We start from the raw sequence: 15680 nt of genomic DNA on the forward strand, positions 1-15680 counted from the left end.
CCCACGACTGTGGAGGGTTCTCATGCGTGCTGTCCGTGCTGTCGGTTCCGGCCTGCTCTGGGTCATCGCCGTCATCGGTGTGGTGTCGGTCCTGATCTGGGGCGCGACCGCTCTTGGTTATGTCCAACCACTCGTCGTCATCTCAGGCTCGATGGAGCCGAAGATCATGACCGGCGACCTGCTCTTCGACACGCCCCACCCGACGAGCGAGCTCAAGGTCGGCGACGTCGTCGCGATCAAGAGCGAGGTGACCGGCAACCTCATCAGTCACCGCGTGGTCAAGGTCGTCGCGACCGGCGGCCACTACGAGGTCAACCTCAAGGGTGACGCCAACCACTCCGAGGACGGCGAGACGTACATCGTCGGCGACTCGGTCCTGCGGCCGGTGCTCCAGGTGCCGCGCGGCGGCTACGTGGTCACCAAGCTGACGGAGCGATCCGTCGTGATCCCTCTGGGCATCACGCTGCTCGCCCTGCTCGGCCTCAGCTTCGCGGTGGGCGAACCGGCCCCGTCGCGCGGCCGCGCCCGCCGAGACCCCACGTCCACCACCGAGGCCGAGGTGGCCTCCACGGGCCCGACCGAGGGCGACGCGACATCGTCAACCACGCCCGCGGTCGACGAGACCGTCCGGTTTCCCGACCGCATCGCCGACCTGTCCGGCGCGCACCTGTCCGGCGCGCACGGATCATGACGACGAGCCGCGTCCGAGCGCTGAGCATCGCCCTCGTGGCGCTGCTCGCCTCGGCGTGCCTCGTGGTCGGGATGAGCGCGGCCGAGGCGTCGAGCTTGCCGCAGTCCGTGCCGCTTCGCGCCACGTTCGTCGACATGTTCCCCGGCGACTCGGCGCACCAGGCGTGGACGGTCGACATCCCGAACGACGCGCGCGTGGCCAAGACCGACGTGGTCGCCACGGGTCCGGGCGTCGCGCACTGGACGGCGACGCTGTGCCCGCGTGCGGGCGGACCATGTGTGGACCTGCTCGCCGTCGGCACCGGGACCGTGATCGACGCGGGCGCCTACGACCTCGGCATCGGCGTCACGCTCGTCTCGATCGACCCAGGGCAGTCCCAGTCGCTCGACGGCCGCATCACGCTGGTCGAGAGCGGCGGCGGAAGCCTGGCCATGACCGGCGCCGACTCGGTCGTCCCGCTCCTCCTGGCCGCCGCCGCTGCCTGCGCGCTCGGCCTCCTGCTCGTCGTCCTGGCCCGGCGCCGGCGTGACGACGACGACGACACTTCTCTCAGCAACGGAGCACGGTCATGACTATCCGCATCCCGCGTCTCGGGCGCCCGAACCCCGAGCACGACAGCCCCTTGCGTCGTGCCCTGCGGAGCACGCGGGTGACCGCGCGCTCGGCGGGCTCGTGCTCGTGGGCGTCGGGGCCGTCGCGACATCCGCGGCCTGGACCGACCCGGCCTACTTCAGCACGACCGTGAACAGCGCGTCGGTGAACCTCCAGGGTCGCCTCCAGGGCTCCACGACCTGGCTCGCCGCCGACACCGCAGGCGCGGCCGTGCCGCTCGGCGCGATCACGGGGATGGTGCCGGGCGGGACCCAGACCAAGACCATCGAGCTGTGGAACTCGGGCACGGCGCCGCTCGCGCTCACGTGGGCGACGGCACCGACGTCCATCGTCGACGCGACGTGCTACTCGATCGCGTACTCCACACTGCCGACGAACCTGCCGGGCAACCCGGGTACGTCGACGGCGGCGAGCACCACGACGGCGACGATCACCATCACGCTTCTCTCCACCGCGCCCCAGACCACCTGTGCGAACCAGACCGCGTCGCTCGCAGTCACGGTCCAGGGCACGACGTTCTGACGCGGGCCGGTCGATGAGCGAACGAGTCCTGGCCGCGGTTCGGGGTGCCCGCCCCGGTCGTCGGCGCGCCCGAGGGCTGACGCTCGTGCTGTGCGCGGCACTCGCTGTCGTGTGCGTCGACGCGGCGGCGGCCCGCGTCGAGCCCACCTCGGCCGCGTGGGTGAACCCTGTGTACGCATCCGGAACGGTCGCGAGCGTCGTCGGGCCCGTGCTGAACGGGCGGGTGAGCGGCTCCTACACCCCTGCGGACACGAGCGACGCCGGCACGGCCGTCGATCTCGGGACCACGCTGGCCGGGCTCAAGCCTGGCAATGCGCCGAGCATCAGCGTCCAGCTGCAGAACACGAGCGGCGCCGGCAACGCCTTGACGCTGGCGAAGGGCCCGGTCTCCGTCACGACCACGGGCGGGTTGACGGGCGGCTGCGCGGTCACCCCGTCCATCGCCAACCCGGGCACCACGTCGCTGAACAACAACGGGACGACCACCTCGTCGGTCTCGCTGTCCGTGCCGACCGGCCTCCTGCCGACATGCTGGAACGCCACCGGCACGCTGATCGCGAGTTGGACAGGGACCATGGCCGGCAACACGTGGGCGAACCCCGCGTACTTCCGGGGGAACGTGAGCCTCGGTACCTGGGTCTGGTACGGCCAGGTCAAGCTCAGCGGGACCACCTTGTGCCTCGACGTGATCTCGCGCGCCAACGCGGACGGCACAGGTGTCCAGCTCTACGAGTGCAACCAGACGCCCGCCCAGATCTGGACGTTCAACCCCGACGGATCGATCAAGGTCTACCAGTCGGTCGGCTTGAACAACCCGAACGACAACCCGACGCCACGGTGCCTCGAGATCCCGAACCAGAGCACGGCCAACGACGTCTCCATGCAGATCCGTGCATGCGCCTACAACGGCGCCGTCCTGGCCCAGGCGAGCCAGTCATGGTCGCTCGTGGACAACGGGGACGGGACCGTGCAGATCCGCAGCGCGCTGGCGGGCACCAACCCCGCGGGACCGCGTTGCCTGGACGTCCCGAGCTCCGCCCTGGTGCAGGGGACGCTCGCTCGCGTGGCCTCGTGCGCCTCCACGGGTCGCTCGCGCTCGTGGGTGCTCTCCGCGGTCCCGACTGTCGCTTACTGAGGACGCGTGGGGCGAGCGCCTCGACGGCGTCGCGACGAGGCCGAGGCGCCACACCTCAGTCCAGCGGACTGGCTGCCGGCGCTTGGGAACCCGCAGGTCCCCGCTGGAGCGTCCGCGCAACCGTCGGGTGGCCCACGGGTAGACGTGCACGCGGACCCATTGGGCGTCCTGTCGGGCGCGGGCGAGGCGGGGGGTCGGCGGCAGAGGCGTCAGCGGGTCGTCCCAGGCCGCGTCGTCGGGCTGGAGCCCGAGGCCGACCAGGGCCGCCTGGGCGACGCGGGCGTGCCCCTCGCTGGTCAGGTGGATGCGGTCGTCGGACCACATCCGCCAGTCGGCCAGCGACCGCATGCCCCAGGTGTCCAGCACGTAGGCGCCGTGCCGACGGGCCATCGACCAGATGAGCGAGTTGTAGATGCCGACGCGGCTCCGGGTCGCGCTGACCAGGGGGCTGCCGTAGGCGTCGTACCCCGTGCCGAGCAGCACGTCGACGCCGGCCTCGCGCAGCCGCACGAGGCGTGCCTCGAGGTTGCGCGCGAGCCGGTCGATGTCCGTGGACGGCCGCAGGATGTCGTTCCCGCCGCCGATCAAGCTCACCAGGTCCGGCTGCATCGAGAGTGCCACCGGGACCTGGTCGACGAGGATCGAGCGCAGCTTCTTGCCCCGGATCGCCAGGTTCGCGTACTGCAGCGTCGGCTCGCCGGCCGCCTTGCGCCGCTCGGACAGGTGCGACGCAAGCAGGTCGGCCCATCCTCGCTGGGGGGCTTCCACGCCGTCGGGAGCATCCCAGAGGCCCTCGGTGAAGGAGTCGCCGATGGCGACATAGCGGGACCAGCGGGGGATGGCGGGGTGCTCTGCAGTCACGGCGCCAGTCTGCCAGGGGCCCCGGGCAACCGGTCAGGCGAGCGACCAGTCCACCGGTGCCGCGCCCTGGGCGACCAGGAGCGCGTTCACCCGGGAGAACGGCCGCGAGCCGAAGAACCCCCGGCTGGCGGACAGGGGGCTCGGGTGCACGCTCTCGACGGTCGGCACGTCGCGGAGCGCGGGCCGCAGCGACTGCGCGTCGCGGCCCCACAGCAGCGCGACGAGAGGTCCGCCGCGGTCGACGAGCGCCGAGATCGCCCGTTCGGTCACCTGCTCCCAGCCCTTGCCCCGGTGCGAGGCGGGCGCACCCGGCCGCACGGTGAGCACCCGGTTCAGGAGCATCACGCCCTGGTCGGCCCACGGACTCAGGTCGCCGTTGTCGGGTCGTGCGACGCCCACGTCGGCGACCAGCTCCGTGAAGATGTTGCTCAGCGACCTGGGCAGCGGTCGGACGTCGGGCTGGACCGAGAACGACAGTCCCATCGGGTGCCCCGGTGTCGGGTACGGGTCCTGGCCGACGACCAGCACGCGCACGTCCGCCAGGGGCCGCCGGAAGGCGCGCAGGACGTCGTCACCAGCCGGCAGGTAGCCGCGGCCGGCGGCCACCTCGTCGCGCAGGAACGCGCCCGCAGCCCGGATCTGCGGCTCGACGGGTGCGAGGGCGCGCGCCCAGTCGGCAGCGACGAGCTGGTCCAAGGGCGCGGCAACCACGCGGCGAGGATACGACCCCCGCCACGCCCCCGCCCGCACCACGGCTCCCGCCAACGCCACGACCCCTCGCGAACCATGACCCCGCCGTGCGTGCATCCGTCCGTCCCGGGTGCGTCCGTCGAAGCGAACGCGCTCGGCTCGAGCTGGCGAGCTCGCGGCTTCTGGGGGCCGGTCGTCGGGGGCGCGCGCGATGGGCTCCTGGGTGACGTTTCCGCGTGTCGTCCGGGACGCGCGGGCGGTAATGACACGAGTGTCATTCCGTCCTACGATGACGACGTCGAGCAGGTCGCCGAGCACGCCGACCAGCACGCGCACCACGGTTCAGCAGCACCGAGGATCAGCACAGACCACCGGAGGACGCATGGACGCCGCGACGATCTCGATGGAGTCGTACCCGTCCGTCCGCGGTGCCCTCGCGGGCGCGCCGGGCCAGCTGTCGGAGCGCGACGAGCAGGTCCTCGCGTTCGAGCGCCAGTGGTGGAAGTACGCGGGCGCCAAGGAGCAGGCCATCCGCGAGTTCTTCGACATGTCGGCCACGCGGTACTACCAGGTGCTCAACGCCCTGATCGACGACCCGTCGGCGCTGGCGCACGACCCGATGCTCATCAAGCGGCTGCGCCGCATGCGTTCGTCGCGCCAGCGCGCGCGGACGACGGCCCGTCGCCTCGGCGACGCCTGACCCGGCCGACGCGACTGTCGGTGCGAGCCGCGACCTGACTTCTCGTCCCGACCCGTCGGCCTCCCACGCGGTCGCTGGTCTCGGCGGTCCCCCGTCCTCGCGGTCGTTCCGCGTACATCCCACGCTCCGTGCCACGTGACATGCGCGACGGCGCGAGCCAGTTGGCGCTCCGCGCATGGTCGGAGCCGTTAGCCTGTCCGGCGTGAGCAAGGCCGAGACCCACTACCCCGAGGACGAGTTCGACGTCCCCAACCCCGATGCGGCCCGCGGCGTGCACCGGGCACCGCGCTCGGCGTGGAGCCGGTGGTGGCCGTTCGTGGCGGTGCTCGTCATCGCGCCCCTGATCGCGTACGGGCTGGTCACGCTCGCCTCCCGGCAGGGTGACCTGCCGACGGCCGGGAAGCTCGCAGAGCACGGACCCGGCGGCGACCGACAACGCGACCGCGCCGGCCGGCGACGCCCCGACCGACAGCACGGCGCAGTCCCCGGCGGCGTCCGCGCCAGCGGCGCCGACCGCGAACAAGGCGGCGCCGATCGAGGTCCTGAACGCGGCGCAGATCTCCGGCCTGGCCAAGACCGAGGCCGCCAAGCTCACCGGCGCTGGCTTCACGGCGGTGACCACGGGGAACTTCACGGGCACCAAGCCCGCCGACTCGGTCGTGTACTACAAGAGCGAGGACCTCGCGCCGACCGCCCAGCTGGTCGCGACGACGCTTGGCATCACCACGGTGACGCTCTCGGCCGACCAGTCGGGCCCCGGCATCTCGGTGGTCCTGGCCAAGGCTCCGCCCGGCTGAGCAGGTCGAGGCTCGACATATCAGCACCCTGGTGGCCCGGCGACCGCCGCCACTAGGCTCTCCGGCACCGGACGCCGGCGGAGCGTCCGGGCACCCCAGCTGCGTCGAGGAGCACCGGATGGCTCAGGGCACCGTGAAGTGGTTCAACGCGGAGAAGGGCTTCGGGTTCATCACCCCGGCGGGCGGGGGACCGGACCTCTTCGTGCACTACCGGTCCCTCGAGGAGGGCCAGGACGTCGAGTTCGAGGTCGGTCAGGGCACCAAGGGCCCGCAGGCCGAGCAGGTCCGAGCCCTCTGAGCCCGACCGCGTCAGCCCACGGGCCGTCCACCTGCGGGTGCGCGGCCCGTCGTCGCGTCCCACGCCGCGGAGCCGGGTCGCAGGCCCGCGTGGGTGCGACGTGACCGCGGTGGACGCGGTGGTCGTCGGCTCCGGGCCCAACGGGTTGGCCGCCGCGGTGACCCTCGCAAGGGCCGGGCTCGTCGTGCAGGTCCTCGAGGCCCAGGACGTGCCCGGAGGCGGCGCGCGGACCCTCGACCTCGGGCTCGCGGACGGCGTCGTGCACGACCTCTGCTCGGCGGTCCACCCGATGGCCGTCGCGTCGCCGTTCCTGCGCGCGTTCGACCTCCCGGCGCGCGGCGTCCACCTGCTGCAGCCGGAGGTCGCCTACGCCAACCCCCTCGACGGCGGACGTGCGGGGCTGGCGTACCGGTCGCTGGAACGGACCGCCGAGGGCCTCGGGGTGGACGGACCGGCGTGGCGGTCGCTGCTCGCCCCGCTGGTCGACGATCCGGACGGCGTCCTCGCGGTCGCGCTCGGCGACCACCGGCACGTCCCGCGGCAAGCTCGGCACGGCGCTCGCGTTCGCCGCGCGGCTCCTGGAGCAGGGGTCGGGCGTGTGGGGCGCGCGGTTTCGCGACGAGGAGGCAGCGGCGCTGCTCACCGGCGTGGGCGCGCACGCGATCACGCGGCTGCCGTCGCCCAGTGCGGCCGGCACCGCGCTGCTGCTCGCCCCGCTGGCCCACGCGGGTGGTTGGCCGGTGCCCCGCGGGGGTAGCGGGGCGATCGTCGGGGCGCTGCTGGCGGACCTGCGCGCGCACGGCGGCGAGGTGATCACCGGGACGCGTGTGGACCGTGCGGCGGACCTTCCACCGGCCCGTGCCTACCTGTTCGACACGTCCCCCCGCACCGCGGTCCGGGTGCTCGGGCGACGACTGCCCACGGGTGCGGCGCGGGGTCTGGTCGCCTTCCCGCGCAGCCGTGGAGCGGCAGCCAAGGTGGACCTGGTCCTGTCCGGACCGGTGCCGTGGGCGCACCCGGAGGTCTCCCGGGCCGGCACGGTGCACCTCGGTGGGAGCCGTCTCCAGGCGGCCGCGGCTGAGGCGGCGGTCGCGTCGGGGCGGCACGCGCAGCGACCGATGGTGCTGGTCAGCGATCCCGGCGTCGTCGACACCTCGCGCGTCACCGCCGCCGGTCTGCGCCCGTTCTGGGCCTACGCGCACGTGCCGGCCGGGTCGACGGTGGACGTCACCGAGGCCGTGATCGCGCAGGTGGAGAGGTTCGCGCCGGGGTTCCGGGACCTCGTCGTCGCCTCGCGGTGCATCCCGGCCGCGCGGTTGACCGACCACGACGCCAACCTCGTCGGCGGCGACATCTCCGGAGGTGCGGTGTCGGTGTACCGGATGCTCGCGCGCCCCCGGCTCGCCTGGGACCCGTACGTACTCGTGCCCCCGGGTGGGGCGTCCCCGGGAGCTGCAGGCATGTGGCTCTGCTCGTCGTCGACCCCCCCGGGACCCGGGGTGCACGGTCTTTCGGGCTGGTACGCGGCACGGCGGGCGCTCCGCGACGGGTTCGGGTTGCGTGAGGTGGTCTCGCTCGCACCTGGGGCGTGACGTTCGTCGTCGCCGAGCTCGACCCATCGGCGCGCGATCGGCAGGGCGCAGTGCCGATCTCGCGCCGAAAAATCGATCTCGCCCGCGCTCGATCGGGCCCGCGGACGTCCGTCGGGACCGGCGCCGAGGCACCGCTCTGGGCGAACGCTGCTTGCACTCTCGGGGGTCGAGTGCTAACCATTGGACTTAGCACTCTCCGGTGGAGAGTGACAGAATCACCACGGCCGTCCGGTGAGGGCCGTCGCACGCGGGACAAGACCGCGGGTGACGTGCTCGTCCGTCGCGGGCACCTACGGCCGACCCGAACCCAGTGAAGGATCACAGCCCCATGGCCAAGATCATTGCCTTCAACGAGGAGGCCCGTCGCGGCATCGAGCGGGGACTCAACATCCTCGCCGACACCGTCAAGGTCACCCTCGGCCCGAAGGGCCGCAACGTCGTCCTGGACAAGAAGTGGGGCGCACCCACGATCACCAACGACGGCGTCTCCATCGCCAAGGAGATCGACCTCGACGACCCGTTCGAGAAGATCGGTGCGGGCCTCGTCAAGGAGGTCGCCAAGAAGACGGACGACGTCGCTGGCGACGGCACCACCACCGCCACCGTCCTCGCCCAGGCGCTCGTGCGCGAGGGCCTGCGCAACGTCGCGGCCGGCGCCAACCCGATCGCGCTGAAGAAGGGCATCGAGAAGGCCGTCGAGGCCGTCACCGCCGCCCTGCTCGCGCAGGCGAAGGAGGTCGAGACCAAGGAGCAGATCGCCGCCACGGCCGCGATCTCGGCCGGCGACCAGGCGATCGGCGACCTGATCGCCGAGGCGCTCGACAAGGTCGGCAAGGAAGGCGTCATCACCGTCGAGGAGTCCAGCGCGCTGGGCCTCGAGCTGGAGCTGACCGAGGGCATGCGCTTCGACAAGGGCTTCCTGTCGGCGTACTTCGTCACCGACCCGGAGCGCCAGGAGGCCGTCCTCGAGGATGGCTACGTCCTGCTCGTCGAGGGCAAGATCTCCAACGTCAAGGACCTGCTGCCCCTGCTGGAGAAGGTCATCCAGTCCGGCAAGCCGCTGTTCATCGTCGCGGAGGACGTCGAGGGCGAGGCCCTGGCCACGCTCGTCGTCAACAAGATCCGTGGCACGTTCAAGTCGGTCGCCGTCAAGGCCCCCGGCTTCGGCGACCGTCGCAAGGCGATCCTCCAGGACATCGCCATCCTCACGGGTGGTCAGGTCGTCTCGGAGACCGTCGGTCTGAAGCTCGACACGGTGGGCCTCGAGGTCCTCGGTACGGCGCGCAAGATCGTCGTGACCAAGGACGAGACCACGGTCGTCGAGGGTGGCGGCGACGCCGCTCAGATCACGGGCCGCGTCACGCAGATCCGTGCCGAGATCGAGAACTCGGACTCGGACTACGACCGCGAGAAGCTCCAGGAGCGCCTGGCCAAGCTGGCCGGTGGCGTCGCCGTCATCAAGGCGGGCGCGGCCACCGAGGTCGAGCTCAAGGAGCGCAAGCACCGCATCGAGGACGCCGTGCGCAACGCGAAGGCGGCCGTCGAGGAGGGCATCGTCGCCGGTGGTGGCGTCGCGCTGATCCAGGCCGGCAAGACCGCGTTCGAGGGCCTCAAGCTCGAGGGCGACGAGGCGACCGGTGCGCAGATCGTGCGCCTGGCCATCGAGGCTCCGCTCAAGCAGATCGCGATCAACGCCGGTCTCGAGGGTGGCGTCGTCGTGGAGAAGGTGCGCAACCTCCCCGTGGGTCACGGCCTGAACGCCGCGACCAACACGTACGAGGACCTGCTGGCCGCGGGCGTCAACGACCCGGTGAAGGTCACGCGCTCCGCCCTGCAGAACGCGGCCTCCATCGCCGCGCTCTTCCTCACCACCGAGGCCGTCGTGGCCGACAAGCCGGAGAAGTCGGCCCCGGCCGGCGGCGGCGGTGGCGAGGACTTCGGCGGCGGGTTCTGATCCGCAGCGAGTCGCGTCTGAACGAACGGAGCGGGCCGGTCACCTTCGGGTGGCCGGCCCGTTCTGCATGTGTGGCGCCGCGTTCGACGACGGGGCCGTCGGCACCGGCTACTGCCGGTAGCTGGCCAGGAAGTTGCCCATGCGCTCGACGGCCTCGGCCAGCACCCGTGCCTCGGGGAGGGTGACGATGCGCAGGTGGTCGGGGGTGGGCCAGTTGAAGCCCGTGCCCTGCACCAGCAGGATGTGCTCGCTGACCAGGAGGTCGTAGACGAGCTGGGAGTCGTCGTGGATCTCGTGCACCTCCGGGTCGAGCCGCGGGAAGAGGTACAGCGCTCCGGCGGGCCGGACGCAGGTGACGCCCGGGATCGAGGTCAGCCCGCGGTAGGCGACGTCGCGCTGCTCGTGCAGGCGGCCGCCGGGTGCGATCAGGCCGTCGATGCTCTGCACCCCGCCCAGGGCGGCCTGGACCGCGTGCTGCGCGGGGACGTTCGGGCAGAGCCGCGTCGACGCGAGCAGCGTGATGCCCTCGAGGAAGCCCTTGGCGTGGTCGCGCGGACCGGTCACCACCATCCAGCCGGAGCGGTAGCCGGCCACCCGATACGTCTTGGACAGGCCGTTGAACGTCAGGCACAGCAGGTCGGGCGCCACGGTCGCCATCGGGATGTGCTGCGCGTCGTCGAACAGGATGCGGTCGTAGATCTCGTCGGACAGGACGAGCAGGCTGTGCCGACGAGCGATCGCCGCGATGCCCTCGAGCACCTCGCGCGAGTAGACGGCCCCCGTCGGGTTGTTCGGGTTGATGACGACGAGCGCCTTGGTGCGTGGCGAGACGAGCGACTCGAGGTGCTCGAGGTCGGGCTCCCAGCCGTTCGCCTCGTCGCACCGGTAATGCACGGGCTTGCCGTCGGACAGCGACGTCATCGCCGTCCACAGCGGGTAGTCCGGCGACGGGATGAGCACCTCGTCGCCCTCGTCGAGGAGCGCCTGCATCACCATCGTGATGAAGCTCGGAGACGCCGTTGCCCAGGTAGACGTCGTCGACATCGATCAGGGGGAAGCCCGGTTCGGTCTCGTACCGGGTCACGACGGCGCGCCGGGCGCTGAGGATGCCGCGCGAGTCGCTGTAGCCGTGCGCGTGCGGGATCGCGGCGATGACGTCCCGGACGATCTGGTGCGGCGCCTCGAACCCGAACGCCGCCGGGTTGCCCGTGTGCAGCTTGAGGACCGTGTGGCCCTCGGCCTCGAGGCGAGCCGCCTCGTCGAGCGCGGACCCGCGGATCTCGTACAGGACGTTCCTCAGCTTCGACGACTGGTCGAGCTTGCGCAGGGTGGCCACGTACCGAGGGTAGACCGGGCGGGTGGGCCGCCTGCACGACCACCCGCGGACCTGTGGCCTTGTGGATACCGTCACGTCTGCAGCGCTGTATCCGTCGGGGGTCTACCCTCGGGGACCATGAACGTGCCGGGCGAGGCCCAGTCGGACGATGCGTCGGACGCGACTGCGGCGGTGGCGCCGCCGGCGTCCGCGTCGCTGCGAGACGTCGTCTACCACAAGCTCCGCGACGACATCCTGAACGGCCGGGTCTCGCCGCGCGAACGACTCACCGAACCGAAGCTCGGCAAGACGTTCGAGGTCTCCCGGACGCCGGTGCGCGAGGCCCTGTCGCGGCTGCTGTCCGACGGCCTCGTCGAGCGCACCGACTTCGGCTACGCGGTCGTCGTGCCCAGCCTCGAAGACCTGCGCAACCTGTACGAGCTGCGCATCACCCTGGAGCTGCGGGGGATCGCGCGGGCGATCGAGAACCCGCAGGTCCGGCACGACGAGCAGCTCCTGCGCTCCGAGCTGGCTACCTGGGAGCCCCTGCGCGACGCTCCGCCGGACCCGGACCCCAGCTTCGTCATCCTCGACGAGCGGTTCCACCAGGTGCTCTCCCGGGCATCCGGCAACACCCAGCTCACGGGCGCGCTGGTCACCGTGAACCAGAAGATCCGTGCGGTCCGCATGCACGACTTCGTCGACGAGGACCGCATCGTCGCGACGATCGACGAGCACATGGCGATCGTGCGGCTCGTGCTCGACCGGCAGCTGCCCCAGGCGCTCACCGCCTTGCACAAGCACGTCGGCGAGTCCCTCGAGGTGGTCATGCAACGGGCGACGACGGCGATGACCCGGATGGCTCTGGCCGGCTGACCGTCGTCGCGTCGGCTCGGTCTGCGAGCGCGACGAGCGGGGACGTCGCGGAGGCGTAACGCGCCGTTTACCCGCACACCGAGGGCGGGAAACACGCGCTCTCTACGGTGTGGATACGGAGTTGTATACGTCGGTGCCGCGGCGCTCGCCCGGCTGGTGGCGACCTCGGAGGGGCGATGATGCGCGAGGTCCCGATGGCCGGCGGTACGCGCGGTTGCGCCGGGGTGCCGGCCCGGGGCGGCGGTCGCGGATCGGCACCAGTCACGCCCGGACACGGCTCGGCGCCGGGACGCGTTGCGGTGGTTGCGTGACCGGGACGACGGTGCTGCCCGACGAGCCGACCGTCTCGCCGGCCGGAACGGCCGAGGTCAGGGTCCGGCTCGCCTACGCACGCATCGACGAGGTGGACCGGCCCGAGGTCTGGATCACGCTGCTCCCGCTCGGCGAGGCGGTCGCGGCCGCGCGCGCCGTCGATGCGCAGGTCGCGGCAGGCGCGGCGCTGCCGTTGGCCGGCCTGACCCTCGCCGTCAAGGACAACGTCGACGTGCGAGGTCTGCCGACGACGGCCGGGTGCCCGTCGTTCGCGACCAGCCCCGCCGGACGTCCGGGAGCCGCGGCGGTGAGCGCGCCGGCCGTCCAGGCCCTGGTCGACGCGGGCGCGGTGGTGCTCGGGAAGACCAACCTGGACCAGTTCGCGACCGGCCTGGTGGGTGTCCGCAGCCCGTACGGCGCGGTGCGGCACGCCACCCTGCCCGAGCGCGTGTCCGGCGGTTCGAGCTCGGGGTCGGCCGTTGCGGTCGCGCTCGGGATCGCGGACATCGGCATCGGCACCGACACGGCGGGGTCGGGCCGGGTGCCGGCCGCGTTCGGCGGGATCGTCGGCATCAAGACGACGGTCGGGCTGGTGCCGACGACGGGGGTCGTACCGGCATGCCGCAGCTACGACGTGGCGACCACGTTCACGCGGGACCTCGAGCTCGGGGTGCTGGCGACGCGGTTGATGACCGGCGCCGACCCGGGCGATCCGGCGCGGCGCGCGTGGCCCGCCGACGTCCGCCTGGGCCTGCGCGCGGCGCCCATGGTCGCCGTGCCGCGCGACGAGGACCTGGCGCCGCTGTCGCCGGGTTGGCGGGCCGCGTTCGACGACGCTGTCGCGGCCGTCCGGGCGACCGGGGCTCGGACCCGCACGGTCGACCTGTCCGGCATGCTCGATGCGGCTCGGCTGCTCTACGACGGCGCGATCGTCGCCGAACGGTACGAGGCCGTGGGTTCGTTCCTCGAGCATGCAGCCGACGCCGACCCGACGGTGGCGACGATCATCGCGGCCGGTCGCGACATCACCGCCGACGCCTACATCGCCGACCGGGTTCGGGTGGCGGCCGCCCGGGTCGCGGCCCTCGAGCTGCTCGACGGCAGCGACCTGCTCCTGCTGCCGACGACCACCGAGCACCCGACGATCGCGGCGGTCCGGGCCGATCCGGTGGCCATCAACCGGCGGCTCGGCACCTACACCAACTTCGTCAACCTGCTCGACCTGGCCGCGGTGGCGATCCCGGCCGGCTCGGCGGACGGCGGACCGTTCGGGGTCACCGTGCTGGCCCGTGCGTTCGACGACCAGCTTGCGGTCGACCTCGCCGCACGGCTGCTCGGCACGGCGGGCGGGCTGCTGATCTCCACCGGGGGCGTCGAGGTGCTGGTCGTGGGCGCGCACCTGCGCGGACAGCCCCTCAATCCGGAGCTTCGAGGCGCTCGGCGGCAAGTTCGAGCGGTCCGTCGGCACGTCGGACGCCTACCGGCTGGTCGCCCTGGACACGCAACCGCGCAAGCCCGGCCTGCTGCGCGTCGGGTCCGGCGACGGCGCATCCATCGCGGGCGAGCTGTGGCGGTTGTCGCCGGGCTCGCTCGGGCGCTTCCTGGCCGACCTGCCCGCGCCCATGAGCCTCGGCCCCGTCGAGCTGTCCGACGGCACCTGGGTGGTCGGGTTCGGCTGCACCGTCGAGGCGGGCGCGGGCGGCACCGACATCACGGCCGCGGGCGGCTGGCTGGCCGCCCTGGCCGACCTCTGACGCCCGCGAGTCAGTGCGGGTGGCCGCGGTCGCGGGCGGGTACGCGGAGGCCGGAGGCGCGGAGGCGTCGGATCAGCTCCTTGGCACTGACCAGCTCGGCGCCGAGCCGGACCAGCTCGTCGATCCGCTGGTCGGGCACGTCGTAGTGGTCGTGGTCGAACCCGCGCTCGGGGATGCCCGCACGCGCAGCGAAGGCGTGCAGCTCGGTCAGCGACGAGTCGCTGACCAGGTGCCCCCAGAGCATCCCGTGGTTGGGCCACATCGGCGGGTCGACGAGGATCACGGGAGCCATGGTGCCCCGTCGAGGGCCGCGCAGTGCACGCGGGCCACCGTGGCGCACCGACGTCAGGCCCGGATCTCAGCGTCGCGGCGGAGAGATGCGCCGCCGTCAGGCGCTGAACAGACGGCTGGCCTGGGTCTCGGCGTCCGCGTAGGCGCGGGCGGCGGTGTGCATGGCCGCGACGATCTGGTCGAGCGACGTCTCCAGCCGCGCCTCCGTCCCGGACCAGTCGGCGAGCACGCCGCTGAAGGCCGTGGCCGCCGCACCCCGCCAGGAGCCCTGCAGCTCGGCGAGCTGCCGGTGCATCGCGGCCACCTCCGAGCGGATCGTCGCGGCGCGCGCCTGCACGCTCGCGGCCGCCTGGGACACCTGCGCGCTGTCGACCTCGAACCTGGTCACGGGACCTCCATCGTCGTGGCCGCCGCCGTTCGCCGGGACGGCGAGGACCGGCGACCTGATGAGGAGACGCTACGAAGACGGCAGCCGCGTCGGGATCCTCGAGCCGAACATCGTCGACTGCGGCGCCCGCGACGGGGCTGGGGTCACATCGATCCTTCGGTCAGGCGTCGGCCGATGCGGCCGCTGCCGCGTCGAGGGTCTTCAGCTCCTTCTCCAGCCGCTGGAACTCGCCGGACAGGTTCTGCCGCGCGGGCTCCTCCCAGGCGGCACCGAGCGGGCTGACGAACAGCGACGGTCGCGCCAGGAGCTTGTGCAGGATGCGGACACGGGCGCGCAGGTAGTCCTCGATCGGCAGGTGCGCGTACTCGGTGCGGATGTCCTGCACGTACGACTTGTACTTCTGCGGCTCGGTGGCCAGCATCGCGAGGTCGGCGTCGCAGAGCACGGCGCAGTCGGAGTCGGCCGGGTTCGGCGTGTGCCGGACGAGGGCGACGACGAGATCGTGCACCCGCTGGGCTCGCTCCTGCGGGACGCCGAGGGCGGTCAGCTCGTCGAAGGCGAGGCTCGCGCTCGCGATCTCGTCCTCGCCCCCGCGGTTGGCGTAGGCCTTGCGGTCGGCGGCGTCGAAGATCGCGCCGTGGTACCAGGCGGCGAGCCGGACGATGTCGGGCTTGTGCGTCTCCTCGGCGAGCTTGTCCACGCGGCTCAGCACGTCGACCAGGTGCTTCAGGTTGTGGAACGACCTGCCGGGCGAGCCCCAGCGGTCCACGAGGGCCTGTCCAGCATCGCGGATCTGCTCGGTCGGGGCGGTCGCGCCAGCCCCGACGGCACTGCGTACATACGCGGACAACAGCCACTGCGGTGCGTCATGGACGCCCATGAAATTCAGCCT

The 15680-nt window shown here is 72.4% G+C and carries 13 protein-coding genes and 4 pseudogenes; 11 read left to right on the plus strand and 6 right to left on the minus strand.

The window, feature by feature from the left end:
* Window positions 1-22 precede the first annotated feature (22 nt).
* The 4 genes from AC38ZX_RS02610 (at window position 23) to AC38ZX_RS02625 (ending at window position 2960) form a co-directional block, all read left to right on the plus strand.
* A complete protein-coding gene (locus tag AC38ZX_RS02610) occupies window positions 23-691 on the plus strand; it encodes a signal peptidase I (RefSeq protein ID WP_426594321.1) in 669 nt (222 codons plus the stop codon).
* On the plus strand, window positions 688-1263 hold the full coding sequence (locus tag AC38ZX_RS02615; RefSeq protein ID WP_426594322.1) for an LPXTG cell wall anchor domain-containing protein: 576 nt from the start codon (window positions 688-690) through the stop codon (window positions 1261-1263). The genes AC38ZX_RS02610 and AC38ZX_RS02615 overlap by 4 nt, the downstream gene beginning before the upstream one ends.
* Before the next feature lie 100 nt (window positions 1264-1363).
* Window positions 1364-1825 carry a hypothetical protein gene (locus AC38ZX_RS02620; protein ID WP_491296238.1) on the plus strand — a complete coding sequence of 154 codons (462 nt, stop codon included), beginning with the start codon at window positions 1364-1366 and terminating at the stop codon, window positions 1823-1825.
* Window positions 1826-1838: 13 nt separating this feature from the next.
* Window positions 1839-2960 carry an RICIN domain-containing protein gene (locus AC38ZX_RS02625; protein ID WP_491296240.1) on the plus strand — a complete coding sequence of 374 codons (1122 nt, stop codon included), beginning with the start codon at window positions 1839-1841 and terminating at the stop codon, window positions 2958-2960.
* A gap of 324 nt (window positions 2961-3284) precedes the next feature.
* On the opposite strand, the pseudogene AC38ZX_RS02630 reads toward AC38ZX_RS02625, so the two are convergent.
* Window positions 3285-3821 (minus strand): annotated as a pseudogene (locus AC38ZX_RS02630) (SGNH/GDSL hydrolase family protein); the annotation flags it as partial.
* A gap of 33 nt (window positions 3822-3854) precedes the next feature.
* Window positions 3855-4532 (minus strand): uracil-DNA glycosylase, encoded by a 678-nt coding sequence (locus tag AC38ZX_RS02635; RefSeq protein ID WP_426594326.1) that lies wholly within the window; start codon window positions 4530-4532, stop codon window positions 3855-3857.
* A 382-nt stretch (window positions 4533-4914) separates the two neighbouring features.
* Here AC38ZX_RS02635 and AC38ZX_RS02640 point away from each other — a divergent pair, with 382 nt between their 5' ends.
* The 5 genes and pseudogenes from AC38ZX_RS02640 to groL all read left to right on the plus strand — a co-directional run bounded on the left by AC38ZX_RS02640 (window position 4915) and on the right by groL (window position 9852).
* Window positions 4915-5211, plus strand: a complete 297-nt coding sequence (locus tag AC38ZX_RS02640) for a DUF3263 domain-containing protein (RefSeq protein ID WP_491297282.1) — start codon at window positions 4915-4917, stop codon at window positions 5209-5211.
* Between the two features lie 380 nt (window positions 5212-5591).
* On the plus strand, window positions 5592-6008 hold the full coding sequence (locus tag AC38ZX_RS02645; RefSeq protein ID WP_491296242.1) for a LytR C-terminal domain-containing protein: 417 nt from the start codon (window positions 5592-5594) through the stop codon (window positions 6006-6008).
* A 118-nt stretch (window positions 6009-6126) separates the two neighbouring features.
* On the plus strand, window positions 6127-6306 hold the full coding sequence (locus AC38ZX_RS02650) for a cold-shock protein (protein ID WP_491296243.1): 180 nt from the start codon (window positions 6127-6129) through the stop codon (window positions 6304-6306).
* Window positions 6307-6406: 100 nt separating this feature from the next.
* A pseudogene (locus AC38ZX_RS02655) lies at window positions 6407-7898 on the plus strand (phytoene desaturase family protein).
* 328 nt (window positions 7899-8226) lie between these two features.
* A complete protein-coding gene (gene groL / locus AC38ZX_RS02660) occupies window positions 8227-9852 on the plus strand; it encodes a chaperonin GroEL (RefSeq protein WP_491296244.1) in 1626 nt (541 codons plus the stop codon).
* Window positions 9853-9960: 108 nt separating this feature from the next.
* Here the strand turns inward: groL and AC38ZX_RS02665 are convergent.
* Window positions 9961-11188, minus strand: a pseudogene (locus AC38ZX_RS02665) (pyridoxal phosphate-dependent aminotransferase).
* 117 nt (window positions 11189-11305) lie between these two features.
* Between AC38ZX_RS02665 and AC38ZX_RS02670 the strand changes: the two are divergent.
* On the plus strand, window positions 11306-12043 hold the full coding sequence (locus tag AC38ZX_RS02670; protein ID WP_491296245.1) for a GntR family transcriptional regulator: 738 nt from the start codon (window positions 11306-11308) through the stop codon (window positions 12041-12043).
* A gap of 403 nt (window positions 12044-12446) precedes the next feature.
* Window positions 12447-13733 (plus strand): annotated as a pseudogene (locus AC38ZX_RS02675) (allophanate hydrolase); the annotation flags it as partial.
* A 386-nt stretch (window positions 13734-14119) separates the two neighbouring features.
* Here the strand turns inward: AC38ZX_RS02675 and AC38ZX_RS02680 are convergent.
* The 3 genes from AC38ZX_RS02680 to AC38ZX_RS02690 form a co-directional block, all read right to left on the minus strand.
* Window positions 14120-14401, minus strand: a complete 282-nt coding sequence (locus AC38ZX_RS02680; protein ID WP_426594334.1) for a DUF4031 domain-containing protein — start codon at window positions 14399-14401, stop codon at window positions 14120-14122.
* Window positions 14402-14497: 96 nt separating this feature from the next.
* The gene (locus AC38ZX_RS02685) at window positions 14498-14788 is read right to left on the minus strand and encodes a WXG100 family type VII secretion target (RefSeq protein ID WP_426594336.1); all 291 of its coding nucleotides are present in this window, start codon (window positions 14786-14788) and stop codon (window positions 14498-14500) included.
* Between the two features lie 160 nt (window positions 14789-14948).
* Window positions 14949-15668, minus strand: a complete 720-nt coding sequence (locus AC38ZX_RS02690; RefSeq protein WP_491296246.1) for an HD domain-containing protein — start codon at window positions 15666-15668, stop codon at window positions 14949-14951.
* Window positions 15669-15680: the final 12 nt, after the last annotated feature.

This window comes from Cellulomonas sp. McL0606 (genome assembly GCF_058248365.1).

Bases quoted from the DNA above. Each gene is read 5' to 3' on its own strand.
- AC38ZX_RS02610 (WP_426594321.1), top strand. From the start codon at position 23: ATGCGTGCTGTCCGTGCTGTCGGTTCCGGCCTGCTCTGGGTCATCGCC.
- AC38ZX_RS02615 (WP_426594322.1), top strand. From the start codon at position 688: ATGACGACGAGCCGCGTCCGAGCGCTGAGCATCGCCCTCGTGGCGCTG.
- AC38ZX_RS02625 (WP_491296240.1), top strand. From the start codon at position 1,839: ATGAGCGAACGAGTCCTGGCCGCGGTTCGGGGTGCCCGCCCCGGTCGT.
- AC38ZX_RS02640 (WP_491297282.1), top strand. From the start codon at position 4,915: ATGGAGTCGTACCCGTCCGTCCGCGGTGCCCTCGCGGGCGCGCCGGGC.
- AC38ZX_RS02650 (WP_491296243.1), top strand. From the start codon at position 6,127: ATGGCTCAGGGCACCGTGAAGTGGTTCAACGCGGAGAAGGGCTTCGGG.
- groL (WP_491296244.1), top strand. From the start codon at position 8,227: ATGGCCAAGATCATTGCCTTCAACGAGGAGGCCCGTCGCGGCATCGAG.
- AC38ZX_RS02670 (WP_491296245.1), top strand. From the start codon at position 11,306: ATGAACGTGCCGGGCGAGGCCCAGTCGGACGATGCGTCGGACGCGACT.
- AC38ZX_RS02680 (WP_426594334.1), bottom strand. From the start codon at position 14,401: ATGGCTCCCGTGATCCTCGTCGACCCGCCGATGTGGCCCAACCACGGG.
- AC38ZX_RS02690 (WP_491296246.1), bottom strand. From the start codon at position 15,668: ATGGGCGTCCATGACGCACCGCAGTGGCTGTTGTCCGCGTATGTACGC.